At 69.4% G+C, this 18,209-nt stretch carries 20 protein-coding genes; 7 read left to right on the plus strand and 13 right to left on the minus strand.

Going from position 1 to position 18,209, the window contains the following annotated elements:
* Positions 1–23: 23 nt before the first annotated feature.
* The 9 genes from hutI to hutH form a co-directional block, all read right to left on the minus strand.
* Positions 24–1,187, minus strand: coding sequence for an imidazolonepropionase (gene hutI, locus OG558_RS09380; RefSeq protein ID WP_405069852.1), 1,164 nt, complete (start codon positions 1,185–1,187; stop codon positions 24–26).
* Positions 1,184–2,494 carry a formimidoylglutamate deiminase gene (locus OG558_RS09385; protein WP_405069853.1) on the minus strand — a complete coding sequence of 437 codons (1,311 nt, stop codon included), beginning with the start codon at positions 2,492–2,494 and terminating at the stop codon, positions 1,184–1,186. Before OG558_RS09385 ends, hutI begins: the two co-directional genes overlap by 4 nt.
* On the minus strand, positions 2,491–3,711 hold the full coding sequence (locus tag OG558_RS09390; RefSeq protein WP_329482781.1) for an allantoate amidohydrolase: 1,221 nt from the start codon (positions 3,709–3,711) through the stop codon (positions 2,491–2,493). The genes OG558_RS09385 and OG558_RS09390 overlap by 4 nt, the downstream gene beginning before the upstream one ends.
* Complete coding sequence (locus tag OG558_RS09395; RefSeq protein ID WP_329482782.1) at positions 3,708–4,637, minus strand: ABC transporter substrate-binding protein; 930 nt, start codon at positions 4,635–4,637, stop codon at positions 3,708–3,710. Before OG558_RS09395 ends, OG558_RS09390 begins: the two co-directional genes overlap by 4 nt.
* A 113-nt stretch (positions 4,638–4,750) precedes the next feature.
* Positions 4,751–5,401, minus strand: coding sequence for an ABC transporter permease (locus tag OG558_RS09400; RefSeq protein WP_405069854.1), 651 nt, complete (start codon positions 5,399–5,401; stop codon positions 4,751–4,753).
* Between the two features lies 1 nt (position 5,402).
* A complete protein-coding gene (locus OG558_RS09405; RefSeq protein WP_329482784.1) occupies positions 5,403–6,059 on the minus strand; it encodes an ABC transporter permease in 657 nt (218 codons plus the stop codon).
* Positions 6,060–6,174: 115 nt separating this feature from the next.
* On the minus strand, positions 6,175–7,176 hold the full coding sequence (locus OG558_RS09410; protein WP_405069856.1) for an ABC transporter ATP-binding protein: 1,002 nt from the start codon (positions 7,174–7,176) through the stop codon (positions 6,175–6,177).
* A gap of 173 nt (positions 7,177–7,349) precedes the next feature.
* Positions 7,350–9,005 (minus strand): urocanate hydratase, encoded by a 1,656-nt coding sequence (hutU, locus tag OG558_RS09415; RefSeq protein WP_405069858.1) that lies wholly within the window; start codon positions 9,003–9,005, stop codon positions 7,350–7,352.
* A gap of 16 nt (positions 9,006–9,021) precedes the next feature.
* Positions 9,022–10,641, minus strand: coding sequence for a histidine ammonia-lyase (gene hutH, locus OG558_RS09420; protein ID WP_405069859.1), 1,620 nt, complete (start codon positions 10,639–10,641; stop codon positions 9,022–9,024).
* 32 nt (positions 10,642–10,673) lie between these two features.
* Here hutH and OG558_RS09425 point away from each other — a divergent pair, with 32 nt between their 5' ends.
* From OG558_RS09425 to OG558_RS09435, 3 genes are read left to right on the plus strand one after another with little or no spacing between them, the layout of a single operon-like run.
* Complete coding sequence (locus OG558_RS09425; protein ID WP_405069860.1) at positions 10,674–11,570, plus strand: GNAT family N-acetyltransferase; 897 nt, start codon at positions 10,674–10,676, stop codon at positions 11,568–11,570.
* Positions 11,567–11,758 (plus strand): hypothetical protein, encoded by a 192-nt coding sequence (locus OG558_RS09430; RefSeq protein ID WP_329482789.1) that lies wholly within the window; start codon positions 11,567–11,569, stop codon positions 11,756–11,758. The genes OG558_RS09425 and OG558_RS09430 overlap by 4 nt, the downstream gene beginning before the upstream one ends.
* Before the next feature lie 24 nt (positions 11,759–11,782).
* Entirely contained in the window at positions 11,783–12,541 is a 759-nt protein-coding gene (locus tag OG558_RS09435; RefSeq protein WP_405069862.1) for an IclR family transcriptional regulator, read from the plus strand.
* 58 nt (positions 12,542–12,599) lie between these two features.
* Here the strand turns inward: OG558_RS09435 and rpsN are convergent, their stop codons facing one another.
* A complete protein-coding gene (gene rpsN, locus OG558_RS09440) occupies positions 12,600–12,905 on the minus strand; it encodes a 30S ribosomal protein S14 (protein ID WP_405069863.1) in 306 nt (101 codons plus the stop codon).
* A 6-nt stretch (positions 12,906–12,911) separates the two neighbouring features.
* A complete protein-coding gene (rpmG, locus tag OG558_RS09445; protein ID WP_328524517.1) occupies positions 12,912–13,079 on the minus strand; it encodes a 50S ribosomal protein L33 in 168 nt (55 codons plus the stop codon).
* Between the two features lie 124 nt (positions 13,080–13,203).
* Between rpmG and OG558_RS09450 the strand changes: the two genes are divergently transcribed.
* From OG558_RS09450 to OG558_RS09460, 3 genes are all read left to right on the plus strand, one after another.
* Positions 13,204–14,298, plus strand: coding sequence for a CobW family GTP-binding protein (locus OG558_RS09450; RefSeq protein ID WP_405069864.1), 1,095 nt, complete (start codon positions 13,204–13,206; stop codon positions 14,296–14,298).
* Entirely contained in the window at positions 14,295–14,540 is a 246-nt protein-coding gene (locus OG558_RS09455; RefSeq protein WP_328524519.1) for a type B 50S ribosomal protein L31, read from the plus strand. The genes OG558_RS09450 and OG558_RS09455 overlap by 4 nt, the downstream gene beginning before the upstream one ends.
* Positions 14,541–14,784: 244 nt before the next feature.
* Complete coding sequence (locus tag OG558_RS09460) at positions 14,785–16,206, plus strand: aromatic amino acid lyase (protein WP_405069865.1); 1,422 nt, start codon at positions 14,785–14,787, stop codon at positions 16,204–16,206.
* A 10-nt stretch (positions 16,207–16,216) separates the two neighbouring features.
* On the opposite strand, the gene OG558_RS09465 is transcribed toward OG558_RS09460, so the two are convergent.
* On the minus strand, positions 16,217–17,059 hold the full coding sequence (locus tag OG558_RS09465; RefSeq protein ID WP_405069866.1) for a hypothetical protein: 843 nt from the start codon (positions 17,057–17,059) through the stop codon (positions 16,217–16,219).
* A gap of 97 nt (positions 17,060–17,156) precedes the next feature.
* Between OG558_RS09465 and OG558_RS09470 the strand changes: the two genes are divergently transcribed.
* Positions 17,157–17,345, plus strand: a complete 189-nt coding sequence (locus OG558_RS09470) for a hypothetical protein (RefSeq protein WP_405069867.1) — start codon at positions 17,157–17,159, stop codon at positions 17,343–17,345.
* Between the two features lie 138 nt (positions 17,346–17,483).
* Here OG558_RS09470 and OG558_RS09475 read toward each other — a convergent pair whose 3' ends face one another.
* Complete coding sequence (locus OG558_RS09475) at positions 17,484–18,161, minus strand: response regulator (RefSeq protein ID WP_328524523.1); 678 nt, start codon at positions 18,159–18,161, stop codon at positions 17,484–17,486.
* Positions 18,162–18,209: the final 48 nt, after the last annotated feature.

Below are 18,209 nucleotides of genomic sequence, written 5' to 3' on the forward strand. Positions count from 1 at the left end.
TGATGGCCTGAGCGTCCGCTCGATCAGACCGGCCGTCCACGGGCGAAGCTCTGGGAGATCAGGGGTACGCCCGGGCGGTAGGAGAGGTGTAGGTGGGTGGGGGCGTTGAGGATGGTCAGGTCTGCTTGGGCGCCGGGGGTTAGGTGACCAATGTCACTCCGGCGGAGGGACGCCGCGCCGCCTGCTGTCGCGGACCAAAGGGCCTCGGCGGGGGTCATATGCATCTCGCGGACGGCCAGGGCGATGCAGAACGGCATCGACGAGGAGTAGCCGGATCCGGGATTGCAGTCGGTGGCCAGGGCTACCGTGACGCCGGCGTCGAGGAGGCGCCGGGCGTTGGGGTACGGCGAACGCGTGGAGAACTCGATCGCCGGGAGGAGCCCGGCGACCACACCCGCGGAAGCCAAGGCGTCGACGTCGGCGTCGGTGAGATAGGTGCAGTGGTCGGCCGCTGCGGCTCCGACCGAGCACGCCAGCTGGACCCCGGGGCCCTCGCCGAGCTGGTTGGCGTGGACGCGGGCCTGCAGGCCGCGGGCCAGGCCGGCCTCGAGGATCGCGCGGCCCTGGTCCTCGTCGAAGGCACCGCGCTCCACGAAGACATCGATCCACTTGGCGTGCCCCGCGACCGCATCGAGCATCGGCCCGGTCACCAGCGACACGTAGCCCGCCGGATCGTCGGCATACTCGGCGGGTACGACGTGCGCCCCGAGGTACGTCGTCTCGTCGGTGAAGTGCCCCGCGATCTCCAGCGCCCGCGCCTCGTCGCCGACCGTCAGCCCGTACCCAGACTTGATCTCGACCGTCGTCGTCCCCTGGCGCCGCATCTCCGCCACCAGCCGGGCGACGTTCGCCGTCAGCTGTTCGTCCGTGGCCTGCCGGGTCGCCGCCACCGTGGTCCGGATCCCGCCGGCGGAGTACGGCGTACCCGTCATGCGGGCCGCGAACTCCTCGGCCCGGTCGCCGGCGAACACCAGATGCGAGTGCGAGTCCACGAACCCGGGGATCACTGCCCGCCCACCCACCTCCAAGACCTCATCAGCTGCGGGCGCCTCGCGCCGGGAGCCGACCCAGGCGACCCTGCTGCCCTCGATCACCAGGGCCGCGTCGTGCAGCTCGCCGAGCAGGTCGCCACGCGCTGGGTCGTTGGTCACCAGCGAACCGATACCCGTCAAGAGCAGAGAAGTCACCGTGTCACCGCCGCGATCGAGGCCGCCAGCTCAGCCGCCACATCAAGGTTCGCATGCTTGCTATCAGCAACCATATGCTTGCCGGAAACAATCACATCGCTCACATCGGCAGCCGATGCCGCGAACACCGCTGTCTCCACAGTCCCACCGGTTCCCGCCGTACGCACGCTGTCCAACCGGACCGCGACCAGGTCGGCGCGGGCGCCGACCGCGATCACGCCGGCGTCGTCGAACCCGATCGACCGGTGCCCATCGGCTGTTGCGGCTTTGAGGAGTTCCGATGCCGACCAGTGGCCGCGCTCCTGGGCGGCGAGCCGCTCGTCCAGTTCCACCGCCCGCATCTCCTCGAACAGGTCGATCACCGCGTGGCTGTCGGACCCGAGGGTCAACGGCGAGCCGGCGTCGCGCAGCGCCACCGACGGGCCGATCCCGTCGGCCAGGTCCCGCTCGGTGGTCGGGCAGAAGCACGAGTACGTCGCCGAGCTGCCGAGCAGCCGCACATCGACATCGGTGAGGTGAGTCGCGTGGACGGCGCTCGTCCGGCCGCTGAGGAACCCGGCCTCATCGAGCACCTGCGCGGGCGTCCGGCCGTACGCCTCGAGGCAGGCAGCGTTCTCCGCGACCTGCTCGGACAGGTGCACATGGAGTGGTACGTCGGGAAACGCCGACGCGACCGCACCGATCTGCTCCGGCGGCACCCCGCGGACCGAATGCGCCGCCGCACCGATCACGACGTCATCGGATCCGGACAGCGACGAGACCCGCGCGGCCCAGCTCGCGGCGTCGCCGTCGCTGAAGCGTTGCTGCACCTCGCTGAGCGGTTGGTCGATGCCGCCGGCGAGGTAACACGTGTCCAGCAAGGCGATTCGGATCCCGACGTCGCGAGCCGCCGCGATCAGCGCCGTACCCATCGCGTTCGGGTCGTCGTAGTGGCGGCCGCCCGGGGCATGATGCAGGTAGTGGAACTCGCCGACCGCGGTGATCCCGGCGAGCAGCATCTCGCCGTAGACGGCGCGGGCGAGGTCGTAGTACGTGTCCGGGGTGAGTGCCGCGGCGACGGCGTACATCTGGTCGCGCCAGGTCCAGAAGGTGCCGCGCTCGGTCTGCGTCCGACCGCGGAGCGCCCGGTGGAACGCGTGACTGTGACAGTTGGCCAGCCCTGGGAGCACCAGGCCGTCCAGCCGTACGGCGTCGCCCGGATCCGCACCGGTCTCGATGGAAGCGAACCGCCCGTCGGCGACCGTCACCAGCACGCCCCGGGTGATGCCGGTTGGCAGCAGGGCGGTCGAGCACCAGTACGAGGTCACGTGGCGAGATCCTTCAGTACGGCGGCCAGCGCGTCGACGCCGGCGAGACAGTCGTCCAGCTCGGCGTACTCGGCGGGTGAATGGGACACGCCGGTCGGGTTCCGGACGAAGAGCATCGCGGTCGGGATGCCGGCCGCGGAGAACACCCCGGCGTCGTGGCCGGCACCGGTCGGGAGCACGGGCGCACCATTCAGTACGCCGACCAGCCGGTCCCGCAGTCCGGTCGGGAAGTCGACGATCGGCGACACCGATTCGGCGACCACCTCGAGCGTCGTACCGTCCCGCTCGGCCCGCTCGGTGGCCTGCTTGGTGATTGCTGCGAGCAACGACTGCAGGATCTCGTCGGTGGCGGCGCGGGCGTCCAGCCAGGCGGTGACCTGTGACGGTACGGCGTTGGTGCCGTTGGGCTCCACGGACAGTCGCCCGAACGTCGCGCGGGCACCGGCGAGGCGGGCCTGCTTGTTCGCGGCCAGCGCGGTCATCGCGTAGGTGAGCATCGGGTCGTGCCGATCCTCCATCAGCGTCGTACCGGCGTGATTGGCCTCCCCGCCGAAGGTGAACCGATACCTTCCATGCGGCCAGATCGAACTGGCCACCCCCACCGGAGCCGTCAGCCCCCGCCCCTGCTCCACATGCAACTCGATGAACGTCCCCATCCGCTCGAGCAACGGCGACGGCCCGACTCCGGCGGGATCCGTCCCCGCCGCCTCGAGCGCCGCGGCCAGCGTCACCCCTGTGCGGTCCTCCAATGCAAGAGCCTTCGAGGCCGGCAACACCCCAGCCGCCACCCGGGACCCCAAGCAAGGCATCCCGAACCGCGACCCCTCCTCCTCGACAAAGGCCCCGACTCCGATCGGCACCGACGGCACGAACCCCTCCGCCCGCAACTGATCGACCGCGGCCAGCGCGGACACCACCCCGAGCGGCCCGTCGAAAGCCCCGCCGTCGATCACCGAGTCCAGGTGGCTCCCGGTGACGATGCCCGGGCGGGAAGCCGGCCCTCCGGCCGCCTCGCTACGCCGGTCCAGCGGGTCCCACCAGGCGACGAGGTTGCCGATGCCGTCTGACTCGACCTGCAGCCCGCGGGCGACGCACTGGTCGTGGAACCAGTGCGTCGCGTCGCGTTCGGTGGGGGTCCAGCCGCCTCGGTGGTAGCCGCCGGTGTCGGGGTCACGGCCGATGGCGGACAGGGCCGCCCACAGGGATTCGAAACTCAAGACAGCGGGTTCTTGGACAGCCAGTCCTTGGCCACCGCGTCCGCGCTCTCCTTGCCGACGTCGATGCGCTTGACCAGGTCGGTCAGCGTGTCGGTGGTCAGCTTGGCGTCGACCGCGTTCAGCGTTGCCGCGATCTCGTCCGACTTGTGGTCGGTCCGGATCAACGGAACGATGTTGTTCGGCGGCAGGATGTGCTCCGGGTCGTCCAGCTGGACCAGGCCCTGCTCCTTGATGACCGACTGGGTGGTGAACAGGTTCGTCAGCTGGATCTGGTTGTCCAGCAGCGCCTTGATGCTCAGCGGGCCACCGGCGTCCAGCGTCTTGTACTCCTTGAACTCGACGCCGTACTTCTCCTTCAGGCCCTTCAGGCCGGCGGACCGGACCTTGAACTCCGAGCTACCGCCAGCGACCATCTCCTTGCCGACCGGCTTCAGGTCGGCCAGCGACTTCAGGCTGTACTTGTCCGCGGTCGCCTTGGTCACCACGATGGTGTCCTCGTCGGCGGCCGGCGACTTGTCCAGCACCTCGAGCCCGGGCGTGAGCGCCTTCTTCAGGGCGTCGTACGCCTTCTCCGGGTCGGTCTCGGTGGAGTTCTTGTCGAAGTAGGCCAGCGAGGCACCGGTGTACTCCGGGACCAGGTCGACCGAGCCGTCCTTGATCGCGGCCATGTAGGTCTCACGGTTGCCGATGTTCGGCTTCTTCTTCACCTCGATTCCCTTGGCGGCGATCGCCTGCCCGTAGATCTCCGCCAGCAGCTGGCTCTCGGAGAAGTCGGCGGACCCGACGGTGATACTCGACACCTTGGACGGCGCGGGCGAGGAGCCCGCGTTGTCGCTGCCGAGCTGGTCGCCCCCACCCCCGCAACCAGCCAGGCCGAGCACCGCCACCCCGGCGATCGCAGTACGGATGAGTGTGGATCTCAACACGAGAGCCTCCAGAGTCTCGTCAGCCACCGGCCGGTGGCGATGGATGTTTCGTTGGGGCGGTTCAGCAGATTCATCAGATCGTCAAGTTCATCAGATACGTCGGACAAAACCGGTCACCTGGCCTTCAGGCCCTCCGACACCGTGAGCCGGCTGATCGCCGCGAAGATCGCGTCGAGCCCGATGGCGAGCAGGGCCACCAGCAGGGCGCCGGTGAACATCTGCGGGAAGTCGCGGAGCTTGAGCCCGTCGACCACATAGCGCCCGAGACCACCGAGCGACACCAGTGCGGCGATCGTCGCTGTCGAGACGATCTGCAGGGTGGCGCTGCGCAGGCCGGAGATGATCAGCGGCAGCGCGATCGGGATCTCCACCTTGGTCAGGATCTCCCGGCCGGTCATCCCCATCCCCCGGGCCGCGTCGATCGTGGCCGGATCGACACCGGACACACCGGCGTACGTCGAGGCCAGGATCGGCGGGACGCCGAGGGCGACCAGCGCGATCAGCACCGGCAGGAAGCCGATGTCGTTGGTCAGCAGGACGGCGATCATCAGCAGGCCGAGGCTCGGCAGGGCGCGGGCGGCGTTGCCCAGGTTGATCGCCAGGAACGCGCCGCGCCGGGTGTGGCCGATCCGCAGGCCGATCGGCAGCGCGATCACCGCGGACAGCCCGAGCGCGGCGAACGTGTACCAGAGGTGCTGGACGATCCGCGCCCAGATCCCCTCGTTGCCGGACCAGTTGTAGGAATCGGTGAGGTACTGCCACATGTCAGGCCACCCCCGCCACCGGAGTCGCGACGCGCGCCCACGGAGTCAGGATCCGCTGCAACGTGACGATGATCAGGTCGGCACACAGCGCCAGCAGCAGCGACAGCACCACGCCGACCACCACCGGGGTGAGGAAGTCCTTCTGGAAGCCGAGGGTGAACAGCTCTCCCAGGCCGCCGATGCCGATCACCGCGCCGACGCTGACCATCGAGATGTTCGCCACGGTGACCACCCGCAGGCCGGCGAAGATCACCGGTACGGCGATCGGCAGGTCGACCGCGATCAGCCGATGCAACGGGCTGTACCCGACCGCGATCGCCGACTGCCGCACCTCGGCCGGTACGGAGCGAAGTCCGTCGATCACGTTGCGGATCAGCAGGGAGACCGTATAGAGGGTCAGCGCGACGATGATGTTGACCGTGGACAGCACCTTGGTGCCGAGGACCGCCGGGATCACGATGAACAGCGCGATCGACGGCAGCGAGTACAGCACGCCGCCGAGCGCGACCAACGGGTTGGCCAGCCACCCGTACCGCGTGGCGATGTACCCGAGCGGCACCGCGATGATCAGCCCGAGGATCACCGGGACGATCGACAGGTAGATGTGTTCGCGCAACTGCTCCCAGATGAGCCCGGAGTTGTCGCCGATCCATGTCATGGGGTCTCCCGGCCTGGACTGAGGAGTGTAGGGAGCGAAGCGACTGGAACGACGAAGGAAGGCCGGGAGTTAAGGCCCCATGACCGCCGCGCCGGCGGCGCGGCCATGTGCACACTCATGGGCGTAACGCCTCGGCTACGGTGCCCTGGTCGACTACGCCGATGGCACGGCCTTCGTCGTCGACGCAGACGCCCAACCCGCTCGGGGAGGTCAGGACGGAGTCGAGGGCGGCGCGGAGCGAGTCACCTCGCTTGAAGACCGCGCCGACCGGCAGCAACGTCTCCGCGCTGCCGTTGCGCCAGCCGACCGGTACGCCGTCCTTCAACGCGAGCTCAGGTGGCAACGGCTTGACCGGCAACTCGTCGGGATGCACGAACGTGAGAGCCCGGTAACCACGATCCTGTCCGACGAACCCACGGACGAAGTCGTCGACCGGGTTGGCCAGCAGCTCCGCGGGCGGGGCGAACTGGGCCAGCTTGCCGCCGACCTTCAGTACGGCGACGTTGTCGCCGAGCTTGATCGCCTCGTCGATGTCGTGGGTGACGAACACGATGGTCTTGCCGATGTCGCGCTGCAGCCGGAGCAGCTCTTCCTGCAACTGGTGCCGCACGATCGGGTCGACAGCACTGAACGGCTCGTCCATCAGCATGATGGCCGGATCGGCCGCCAGGGCACGGGCGACGCCGACTCGTTGCTGTTGGCCACCCGACAGCTGGGCCGGATACCGCTCGGCCAGCTTGAGATCCAGACCGACGCGCTCGAGCAGCTCCATCGCGGTGTCGCGGGTCCGGCGCTTGTCCCAGCCAAGCAGCTTCGGCACGGTGGCGACGTTGTCGACGACGGTTTTGTGCGGGAACAGGCCGGCGTGCTGGATCACGTACCCGATGCCGCGCCGCAGCGTGACAGGGTCCTTGCTGTTGATGTTCTCGCCGTCGATCGAGATGCGGCCGCTGGTGCGTTCGATCGTGCGGTTGATCATCCGCAGGGACGTGGTCTTGCCGCAGCCGGACGGCCCGACGAACACGGTGATCTGGTTGCTCGGGATCCGCAGGGACAGGGTGTCGACGGCGACGGTGCCGTCCGGATACCGCTTGGTGACGTCCTCGAACTCGATCATTGCGCCCCTTCGCGCTCGTCGTCGGTCGCCCGATCGACCCTAGCGGACCGCGAGACCGATGCCACGTGATCGCACGGTTTCTCGATCCCCGAGAAAGTGCACCATAGCGGTAGGCATTGCCACGGTCGCACTGTGCTATCTCCAGCCCCGTCGCTCCGCCCCGATCAGGGGAGTCAGCTCTCCCGCATCGGGATCCTGACCCCTCGTTCGTCGGCGACCTCTACTGCCTTGTCGTAGCCGGCGTCGACGTGCCGGATGACGCCCATCGCCGGGTCGTTGGTGAGGACCCGCTCCAGCTTCCGCCGGGCCAGGTCGGTGCCATCGGCAACCGATACCTGGCCGGCGTGGATGGACCGGCCGATGCCGACGCCGCCGCCGTGGTGGATCGACACCCAGGACGCGCCGCTGGCCACGTTCACCATTGCGTTCAGCAACGGCCAGTCCGCGATCGCGTCCGAGCCGTCCAGCATGCCTTCGGTCTCCCGGTACGGCGACGCGACGCTGCCGGTGTCCAGGTGGTCCCGGCCGATCACGATCGGCGCCTCGAGCTCACCGGAGGCGACCATGTCGTTGAACCGCACCCCGGCCTTGTCCCGCTCGCCCTGGCCCAGCCAGCAGATCCTTGCCGGCAGCCCCTGGAACGCGACCCGCTCGCCGGCCAGCGTGATCCAGCGCCGCAGGTGCTCGTTGTCCGGGAACAGGTCCAGGATCGCCTGGTCCGTCTTCGCGATGTCGGCCGGGTTGCCGGACAGCGCGGCCCACCGGAACGGGCCCTTTCCCTCACAGAACAAGGGCCGGATGTACGCCGGCACGAAGCCGGGGAACTCGAACGCCCGGGAGTACCCGGCCTTGCGGGCCTCGTCGCGGATCGAGTTGCCGTAGTCGAACACCTCGGCCCCCGCGTCCTGGAAGCCGACCATCGCGGCGACGTGCCGGGCCATCGAGGCCCGCGCGCGCTCGGTGAAGCCGGCCGGGTCCTTCTCGCGGGCGGTGGCCCAGTCGTCGAAGTCGATGCCCACCGGCAGATACATCAGCGGGTCGTGCGCGGAGGTCTGGTCGGTGACGATATCGATCGGCGCGCCCAGCTGCAGCAGCTCCGGCACGATGACCGCGGCGTTGCCCAGGACACCGATCGACAGCGGCCGCCGCGCCTTCTTGGCCTCCTCGGCCAGCCGCAGCGCGTCGTCCAGTGACTTGGCGCGGACATCGAGATACCGGTGCTCGATCCGGCGGTCGATCCGGCTGGAGTCGACGTCGATGCAGATCGCGACGCCGTCGTTCATCGTGACGGCCAGCGGCTGCGCGCCACCCATGCCACCGAGGCCCGCGGTGAGCGTGATGGTGCCCGCCAGCGAACCGCCGAACTTCTTCTCCGCGACCGCGCCGAACGTCTCGTACGTGCCCTGCAGGATGCCCTGCGTGCCGATGTAGATCCACGAGCCGGCCGTCATCTGGCCGTACATGGTCAAGCCCATCGCCTCGAGTTTGCGGAACTCCTCCCAGGTGGCCCAGTCGCCGACCAGGTTCGAGTTTGCGATCAGTACGCGCGGCGCCCACTCGTGGGTCTGCATGACGCCGACCGGCTTACCGGACTGCACCAGCATCGTCTCGTCGTCCTTCAGCGTGGTCAGCGTCCGGACCATCGCGTCGAACGAGTTCCAGTCCCGGGCCGCCTTGCCGGAACCGCCGTACACGACCAGTTCGTCGGGGTGCTCGGCGACCTCGGGGTCGAGGTTGTTCTGCAGCATCCGCAACGCGGCTTCCTGCTGCCAACCGCGGGCGGTGAGGGTGGTACCGCGGGGCGCGCGGACAGGACGAGGTCCGGACATGGGTGATCCAGCCTTTCTAGGACAGTGGGCCGGCGACGGCCTCGGCTGCGGACAGGTAGGTGCCGTCGGCAACAAGCCGGACGGAGTGCTCGAGCTCGGGGGCGAGATGCCGGTCGGTGCCCGGCCCCTCGACGTACTCCCGGAGGGCGGCCCGGACGGCGGCGGTGGCCGGAGCCGGGGTCAGTGGCGCACGCAGGTCCAGCGCCCGCGCGGCGGTCAGGATCTCGATCGCGAGCACCCGCTGGAGCCCGTCGATCGACTTGCGCAGCTTGCGGGCGGCCGACCAGCCCATCGAGACGTGGTCCTCCTGCATCGCGCTGCTCGGGATGGAGTCCACACTGGCCGGCACGGCGAGCCGCTTCAGCTCGGACACGATCGCGGCCTGCGTGTACTGCGCGATCATGTGACCACTGTCGACACCGGGATCGTCGGCCAGGAAGGCGTTCAGCCCGTGGTTGCGCGCGACGTCGAGGAAGCGGTCGGTACGGCGTTCGCTGATGCTGGCCACATCCGCCACGGCGATCGCGAGGAAGTCGAGCACATAGCCGACCGGGGCGCCATGGAAGTTGCCGTTGGACTCGACCCGTCCGTCGGGGAGGACGACCGGGTTGTCGATCGCGGCGGCCAACTCATATCCCGCGACGGTGGCCGCGTGGGCGGCGGTGTCGCGGGCGGCGCCGTGCACTTGCGGAGAGCAGCGCAAGGAGTAGGCGTCCTGGACGCGGTTGCAGTCCGGGCCGCGATGGCTGGCGACGATCGCGCTGTCGGCGAGGATCGCGCGCAGGTTGGCGGCGGCGAGCGCCTGGCCGGGCTGCGGACGCAGGGCCTGCAGGTCCGCGGCGAACACCCGGTCGGTGGCGAGCTGCCCTTCGACGCTCATCGCGGCGGCGATGTCGGCGGTCTTGAAGAGACGGTCGAGGTCGGCGAGCGCGAGCACCAGCATGCCGAGCATGCCGTCGGTGCCGTTGATCAGCGCGAGGCCTTCCTTCTCGGCCAGCACGACCGGCGTCAGCCCGTGGGCGGGCAGCGCGTCGCGGGCGTCGAGAAGGTTGCCCTCGGCATCTCTCACGGGGCCTTCGCCCATCACGGCGAGCGCGACGTGGGCCAGCGGTGCGAGGTCGCCGGAGCAGCCGAGGCTGCCGTATTCGTGGACCACCGGAGTCAGGTGTGCATTGAGCAGACCGGCGTACGCCTGGGCAGTCTCGACCTTCACGCCGGTGCGGCCGGTGGCGAGGGTCGACAGTCGCAGCAGGGCGAGCGCCCGTACCACTTCTGTCTCCACCTCGGGGCCGGAGCCGGCCGCGTGCGACCGGACCAGGCTGCGCTGCAACTGGGCGCGCAGCTCGGGCGCGATGTGCCGGGTCGCGAGCGCGCCGAAGCCGGTCGAGACCCCGTAGTGCGGGGTGTCCGCGTGGGCCAGGGCCTCGATCGCGGCGCGTGACTTCGCGATCTCCTCGAGGGCCTGGTCGTCGATCTCCACCCGGGCTCCGTGCCGTGCCACCGCGACCACGTCGGCCGGTGTCAACGGCCCGACGCCGACGGTTACCTTGCTGGTCTCTTCCACTCGAACATTGCACCGCGCGGCACCCGCAACCGACAGCGGCACCGTGCACTTTCTGTCTCGGATCTCAGACATCTGTGAACCCTCGGCCGCCTTAGAGTTCAGGAATGGTGTTCGAGATCCGGACGGCGGCCCCGGAGGACGCGGCCGGAATCGCCCGGCTCTGGGCTGTCACGATGCCGCAACTGGTGATGACGGCCCGCGGCGTCGCAGCCGGACTTCGCCGTGCGAAGAGCCGCGTCGTCCTGGTCGCGGTCGACGGCCCGGAGGTGGTCGGCTACGCGAACATCTATCTGCCCGACCCGGCGGAACAGGCACCGCGCGTACGGATCACCGTCCACGTGGCGCCCGCGTCGCGGCGGCTCGGGATCGGGAGCGCGCTGCTCGAGCATGTCACTGCGGGTGCCGCCGAAGCCGGCGCGGCACGATTGCTGGTCGTGGTCGGCGATGACGACGAGTCGAAGGGATTCGCGACCCGGCGTGGCTTCATCATCGGCCGCCGGATGAGCCATTCGAAGGCGGAGCTGAGCGCGGCCCGCGAACCGGTCGCGGCACCGTCCGGGCTTCGCATTGTCGACTACGAGCAGGTGGATCCGCGGCAGGTCTACTTGGCCGAGGCCGCCGTGCGCGACGACGACCCCAGTGGTCTTTCGGGCGGTCCGGCGTACGACGAGTGGCTGGAAAGTTATTGGAACCATCCGGACCTGCGGCGCGATCTCAGTATCGCGGTGGTCGACGGCGACACCGTGTTGTCCTTTGTGACGACGACTGCAGGCCCGGAGCGAAGCATGATCTGGTCGAATCTGACGGGGACGATCCCGTCGGCCCGTGGACGTGGGCTGGCGAAGGTGGTGAAGTCGCACGCGCTGGCGCGGGCCCGGGATGCCGGGTTCCGCATCGCATCCACCGGGAACGACGCTGGGAACGCGCCGATGCTCGCGGTGAACGAGTGGCTCGGGTACCGCGTGTCGTCGAGCGCCTGGACCGCGGAGAAGGCGCTGTGATCCGGTTCGCGCTGACGCTGGTGTTCTTCGGCGTCCTGTCCCTCGTCGTCGGTTCGCTGGTGTCCGGCGACGACTATTTCGACTGGGGCGTCGCGGGCGGGCTGTTCGCACTGGCCGCGGCGGGTGAGTGTCTGCGGCTCTGGTTGAAGCGGGGCCGCGCCAAGAAGCGGCAATCGTCCGGAATCTGAGACCTGGGCGGTTACCCTGCCGTTGTGAGCGGCAACGTTCCCGCCTCGACCCGCACTCTGCGGGTGCTGACGTTCCTGGCCACGCAGCCCGGACCGGTACCGATGGAGCGCATCGCGTCCGCGGTCGGCCTGCCGCGCTCGTCGACGTACCACTTGCTGCGGGCAATGATCGACGAGGGCTTCGTCGTCCACCTGCCCGAGGAGAAGCGGTACGGGTTGGGGGTGGCCGCGTTCGAGATCGGTTCCGCCTATCTGCGGCACGACCCGCTCGAGCGGCTGGCGCGGCCGTTGCTCGTCCAGCTGGTCGCGGAGGTCGGGCAGACCGCGCACCTCGGCGTACTGCATGGTCGTGAGCTCGTCTATCTGCTGAAAGAGCAGCCGCCTCGCCCGGTCACGCTGGTCACCGACGTCGGCGTACGACTCCCCGCCACCCTCACCGCATCCGGCCGCGCGCTCCTGGCCGAGCTCCCACCGGCCCAGGTCCGCGCGCTCTTCCCCACCCCGGAGAGCTTCGTACGACGCACCGACTACGGACCGCAGACCCTCACCCAGCTCCGCCGCCTCCTGGCGGACGAGAAACGCCAGGGTTTCGCGGTCGAGGACTCCTTCATCACCCCCGGCGTCGCGTCGGTCGCCAGCGCTGCCCTCGACCACGCCGGCCACCCGGCCGCCGCCATCAGCGTCACTTTCCGCACCGACGCCGTACCCCCACCCGATCGCCACCTCCTGGCCCACCGCATCCGCCAAGCCGCCACAGCCCTGACCCGCCGCCTCCACGGCTGAACCGCGCGTACGACGACTCCCCCGAGGCCGGGTGGGCTTCGGGGGAGTCATCGGGGTGTTACCAGGAAGACTTGGTGATGCCGGGGAGTTCGCCTCGGTGGGCCATGGTGCGGAAGCGGATGCGGGAGATGCCGGCCTTGCGGAGGTAGCCGCGGGGGCGGCCGTCGGCGGCGTCGCGGTTGCGGATCCGGATCGGACTGGCGTCGCGCGGGAGCTTCTGCAGCTTCAGCTGCGCATCACCGCGGGCCTCGAAGGTCGACTGCGGGTCCGCGATGATCCGCTTCAGCTCCGCGCGGCGGTCGGCGTACAGAGCGACGATCCGCTTGCGCTGGTCGTTCTTGACGATCTTGCTGGTCTTCGCCACGCAGGCTTACCGCTCTTCGCGGAAGTCGACGTGCTGGCGGACCGACGGGTCGTACTTGCGCATCACGAGCCGGTCGGGATTGTTCCGCCGGTTCTTGCGCGTTACATAGGTGAAGCCGGTACCAGCCGTGCTGCGGAGCTTCACGATCGGGCGGAGGTCGTTGCGCTTGGCCATACTGTCCTTTCCTTGGATCACCTGGCGGGTGACCCACACTGGGTAGAACACCGGTGGGGTGGCGGCTATTCCGGTTCAGAGGTGCCTTGTATTGGTTATCGTTTTCAATAAGACGGGAGTGCGGATGCTGCCGGTGACCTTGCTGACGGGTGTCGACGAGGAGTTCCGTGGCGCGGTCGCGGGGAACACCCTGGCCGCCGCCGGGCCGGCCGGCGTCCTGATCGAGTACGACGTCAGCGGGCTGACCGAGGGCTCCGTCGTACGGATCGCCCGTACCGCCACCGGCGTCATCGACCGCGAGGTGATCCGGATGGCCCACCCGTGCGCCTCCTGCGCGATGCGCGGCTCGCTGGTCGAGTTGCTGCTGAGCATCGCAGCCGTCGAGCAGTACGACGTCGCGATCGTGGACCTGCCGTCCGCCGGAGACACCCAGGCCCTGGCCGAGGAGATCGCCCGGGACGGCGCCGGGGAACTCCGGGTGGATGCGGTCGTCACGACGGTCGACACGGGCAGCGTCATCGACGACCTGACCGGCGACCAGTTGATCCAGGATCGTGGTGTTCCGACTGCCGCCGAGGACGGCCGGGCCATCGCCGAGGTGGTCGCGCGCCAACTGGAGTACGCGAACGCGGCCGTCCTCAGCAGCGACGACGACACCGTCCGCGCACTCGTCCGGGCGATCAATCCGCAGCTGCTCGTCCGGACCACGCCGGCCGGGCTCCTCGGCGTACACCTGCAAGCTCCGGACGCGACCGAGCCGGGGTCGATCACGGCTCCGCAGGACGACGGGCCGGTGCGGACGCTCGTCTGGCAGTCGGACCGGCCGTTCCACCCCGAGCGGCTGTACGACGCGTTGGAGGATCTGGTCGCGGGTACGGCACGTGGCCGGGGGACGCTGTGGATCGCGACCCAGCACCGCAACCGGCTCAGCTGGGACAGCTTCGGCACCAATATCGCGCTCGGCGTCCTCGGTCCGTGGCTGGCCGATCTGCCGGCCGACCGCTGGTCCACGGTCGGGCAGCAGCATCAGACCCGCTCGGCCCTCGAGTGGCACCCCGAGTACGGCGATCGCGCGTCGTACCTGTCCATCACCGGGGTCGGCCTGGACGTCCGGGAATTACGGGAGCGCCTGGATGGTTGTGTCCTTCGTGCGGATGAAGCGGTCCACCCCCTGACCGATCCGTTCGCCCCCTACTTGGAAGGAAGTACCGCAGCATGAAGAACGCCATTCACCCCGACTACCGCCGGGTCGTCTTCCGGGACAAGTCCGGCAACTTCAGCTTCCTCACCGGGTCGACGCGCGAGAGCAACGAGACCATCGAGTGGCACGACGGGAACACCTACCCGGTCGTCGACGTCGAGATCTCGTCCGCCAGCCACCCGTTCTACACGGGCCAGCAGCGCGTGATGGACACCCAGGGCCGCGTGGAGAAGTTCAAGAAGCGCTACGGCCAGAAGTAACCCCTGGTCTTTTCCAGCCCGTCGCCTCGACCGAGGCGGCGGGCTTTCTGTTGGGCGATGTGTGCAGCTGGACAGGACGTGTCCCTTGGAAAGCGCCTGCCGAGGAGCGGCCTGAGCGTGGCGGGGTGCCGTCGGGCCGATGACCTCCTGTCGACCTGCACACCGCGGCCGAATATCTCGGATTCGAGACGGTGAGCCGGCGAGGGTGCTAGGTGCGGACGGTGGCGGGGATCACACTGTGCGCATGGAACCGGTGGAGCTCACGGGTGGTGGGTTGACGCCGCTGGAGGCGGTGGCGCTCGGGCAGCGGCGGACGGCGGTGCGGCTGGGTGACGACGCGCGGAAGCGGATGCACGAGTCGGCCCTCGCGGTGGCCGAGGTCGCCCGGTACCGGCCGGTGTACGGGCGGACGACCGGGGTCGGCGCCAACCGCGACGTGCTGACGTCCGATCCCGAGCACGGCGCCCGGTTGCTCGGATCGCATTCCACCACCGGTACGACGTCGTACCCGAAGGACGTGGTCCGGCTCGGGCTGCTGATCCGGGTGAACCAGCTCGCGGCCGGCGGGTCCGGGCTCGAGCCGGCCGTCGCCGACGCGATCGTTGCCTTGCTCAACGATGACGAGCTGCCCGACCTGCACCGCGGCGGCGCGATCGGGACCGGCGACCTCGGACCACTGGCCGAGCTCGGCCTCGCACTCGGCGATGTCATCGACGGGACCAGCGCACTCCCGCTGCTCTCCAGCAACGCCATCACGCTGGCCGAGTGCTGTCTCGCGTACGTCGAGGCCACCACACTGATCAACGTCGTACCGCTCGTCGGCGCCCTCTCGCACGTCGCCCTCCGCGGCAACGCCGAGGTGTACGACGTCCGCGTGCACGAGGCTCGTCCGCAGCCGGGGCAGGTCCGGGTCGCACGCCGGATGCGCGGTCTCCTGGACGACCTGCCGCTGCCACCGGCCCGGATCCAGGATCCCTTCGGGCTCCGGGCCTTCGCGCAGGTGCTCGGCCCGGCCGTCGACCATGTGGATGCCCTGGGCAACAGCATCCGGATCGACATCAACGCCTCGGCGGAGAACCCGCTGGTGGCCGGCGACACCGTGCTGCACAACGGCAACTGGCATGCGATGCCGATCGCGCTCGCCCTCGACTCGCTCCGGCTCAGCCTGCACAGCGTCGCGACCCTGTCGACGTCCCGGGTCGCGAACCTGGTCGACCCGGAGTTCACCGGGCTCAGCCGGTTCCTGGCCAGCGGGGCCGAGGCGAGCTCCGGCGTGATGATGATCGAGTATGTCGCCCACGACGCGCTGGCCGCGGTCCGGTCGTCCGCCCAGCCGGCCACTCTCGGTACGGCGACCCTGTCCCGGGGCGCCGAGCACCACGCCAGCTTCGCGCCACAGGCCGCCGTACTGACGGCTCAACTCCTGGACGCGTTGCGGGAAGTCCTGGCGAGTGAGCTGGTCACCGCGGTCCGGGCGATTCGCCTGGCCGGGTTGACGCCTGAGGATCTCGCACCGGCCGCCGTCGGCCCGTGGCTGGCCGACGCGCTGTCGGCGCTACCGAGTGATCTCGCCGACCGTTCGTTGCGGGAGGACCTGGAGATCGCCCGCGGTCTGATGACCCAATGGGGCGACCGCCAGGTCGAGCATCCCGCCGAATCCGGTTAGGAGACAGGCCCTAAAGCCGGTTGTAGGCCTTGAGGGTGCGGAGTGCGCCGAGGGTGACGATGCCTCGGTACGCGAGGGTGGACGCGGGGCCCGGGGGCTCCCAGGTGATGGCCCAGCCGCCGTCGGGTTGCTGGTCCGCGAGCAGGCGGTCCAGGTGGGCTTCCAGTTGGGCCTCGGTGAAGAGCGGGCGCCAGAAGCTGTCCGGGGTGGGGGCGAAGGACAGCGGGGTGACGCCGTACGTCGGGTCCGCAGCGTCGGCCCGGAACCACTGCAGCTTGGGGAGCCAGTCGCGGACGCGATCGAGATCGACATTGTCGGTGTGTTCCAGGAACTCGAGGACCTCGCGCATCCCGTGGGCGTCCTCGGGGAAGCCCCTGGCCACTTCGGCGCTGCACCAGGCGCCCGCCTTCTCGCGCCAGGGGTGCTCGAAGCCGAGTTTGTACAGGCGGCCGACCAGGCCCGCGGTCGGGTTGAGGCCGGGCTGGTAGGTCCATTCGGTCATGTGCTCGGCGCGGGGATAGTCCTCGACCGCCGGAGCGCACAGCGACACCGCGCCGTCCTGATTCGCCGTCAGGCCAAGCCAGTCGACGGCCCGGCGGATCATCAGGTCGTCCCGGGCTCCCGCCGCGAGCAACGTGTCGAACGCGACCTCCACGTCGAGCGCGAGGCTGTCCGGGCACCGCTTGTCCGGCTCCAGGCCGTGACCGAAGCCGCCGTCGGCGTTCTGATAACCGCGGAGCGCGTCGACCACGCCCTGCGGGTCGGCGTCCTCGAAGAGCGTGGCGAACAGCCGGCTTTCGAGCAGCCGGGCGTCCCGCCGTACGAAATCACGACCTGCGATGAAGATGTCCATGGGTCTACCTTGGCGCAGATCGCACCGCCCGTCTTGAACGAATCGGACACCGGCATGAGGCGTGTGTTGAAGTCCGTGCGGGCGGCATGAGGATGCTGTGAGGATCGGGTGTCGAAGCCGGCCCCGGTGGCAGCGCCTGCTGCAGAACCACCGCGGCGCCCTGCTCGCCCACGCCCTCCGCCGCGACACCGACGCGATCGTCTGCCGCCTCCGCTTCCGTATCCGCGCCAACGAGCCGGCCGCCAAATCCGCCTCAACCCTGGTCACCGTCAGCCAGGGCGTCTGACCCCACCTCACCGCCTCACACCACGCTGACGCCGTGCAGAAGAACAGGACGTAGTCGTCTACGTAGATCCCACCGCACGCCTGAGTACCACCGGCATAGGGGTCGCTGAACCGACTACTTCCAGTCCTTCTGCACGGATCAGGGCTCGAAGCGGTAGCCCATGCCTGGTTCGGTGAGGAGGTGCTTGGGGCGGGCTGGGTCTTCTTCGAGTTTGCGGCGGAGCTGGCCCATGTAGAAGCGCAGGTTGCCGCTGGCGGTTTCGTAGCCGGGGCCCCAGACCTCGGTCAGGAGCTGGCGTTGCGACATCAGCTTGCCGGGGTGGCGGATCAGGACCTCGAGCAGGTGCCACTCGGTCGGGGTGAGGCGGATGTCCTCGCCGGTCTCGAGGGTGACCCGCTTCGCCGCCAGGTCGACGGTGGCGCCGCCGACCGTCACCACCGGCTGGTCCTGCGCGATGTTGCTCCGGCGGAGTACGGCGCGCATCCGCGCCAGCAGCTCGTCGATCCCGAACGGCTTGGTCACGTAGTCGTCCGCGCCGGCGTCCAGCGCCTCGACCTTGTCGGTGCTGTCGGTGCGCCCGGACAGCACCAGGATCGGCGCCTCGGTCCAGCCGCGCAGGCCGCGGATCACGTCGACACCGTCGAAGTCCGGCAACCCCAGGTCGAGGATCACCAGCTCCGGCGGGTGCTGCGCCGCCACCTTCAGGGCCGACGTACCGGTGCCGGCCAGATGCACCTCGTACCCGCGCGCCTTCAGGTTGATCTGCAAAGCCCGGACGATCTGCGGTTCGTCGTCGATCACCAGGACCCTGGTCATGCGGCCTCCCGGCCTGGACTGAGGAGCGTAGGGAGCGAAGCGACTGGA

The organism is Kribbella sp. NBC_01510 (assembly GCF_045040325.1).
Lineage (GTDB): Bacteria > Actinomycetota > Actinomycetes > Propionibacteriales > Kribbellaceae > Kribbella.

Bases quoted from the DNA above. Each gene is read 5' to 3' on its own strand.
- OG558_RS09400 (WP_405069854.1), bottom strand. From the start codon at position 5,401: ATGTGGCAGTACCTCACCGATTCCTACAACTGGTCCGGCAACGAGGGG.
- OG558_RS09405 (WP_329482784.1), bottom strand. From the start codon at position 6,059: ATGACATGGATCGGCGACAACTCCGGGCTCATCTGGGAGCAGTTGCGC.
- OG558_RS09410 (WP_405069856.1), bottom strand. From the start codon at position 7,176: ATGATCGAGTTCGAGGACGTCACCAAGCGGTATCCGGACGGCACCGTC.
- hutU (WP_405069858.1), bottom strand. From the start codon at position 9,005: ATGTCCGGACCTCGTCCTGTCCGCGCGCCCCGCGGTACCACCCTCACC.
- hutH (WP_405069859.1), bottom strand. From the start codon at position 10,641: ATGTCTGAGATCCGAGACAGAAAGTGCACGGTGCCGCTGTCGGTTGCG.
- OG558_RS09425 (WP_405069860.1), top strand. From the start codon at position 10,674: ATGGTGTTCGAGATCCGGACGGCGGCCCCGGAGGACGCGGCCGGAATC.
- rpmG (WP_328524517.1), bottom strand. From the start codon at position 13,079: ATGGCCAAGCGCAACGACCTCCGCCCGATCGTGAAGCTCCGCAGCACG.
- OG558_RS09450 (WP_405069864.1), top strand. From the start codon at position 13,204: ATGCTGCCGGTGACCTTGCTGACGGGTGTCGACGAGGAGTTCCGTGGC.
- OG558_RS09455 (WP_328524519.1), top strand. From the start codon at position 14,295: ATGAAGAACGCCATTCACCCCGACTACCGCCGGGTCGTCTTCCGGGAC.
- OG558_RS09460 (WP_405069865.1), top strand. From the start codon at position 14,785: ATGGAACCGGTGGAGCTCACGGGTGGTGGGTTGACGCCGCTGGAGGCG.
- OG558_RS09465 (WP_405069866.1), bottom strand. From the start codon at position 17,059: ATGGACATCTTCATCGCAGGTCGTGATTTCGTACGGCGGGACGCCCGG.
- OG558_RS09475 (WP_328524523.1), bottom strand. From the start codon at position 18,161: ATGACCAGGGTCCTGGTGATCGACGACGAACCGCAGATCGTCCGGGCT.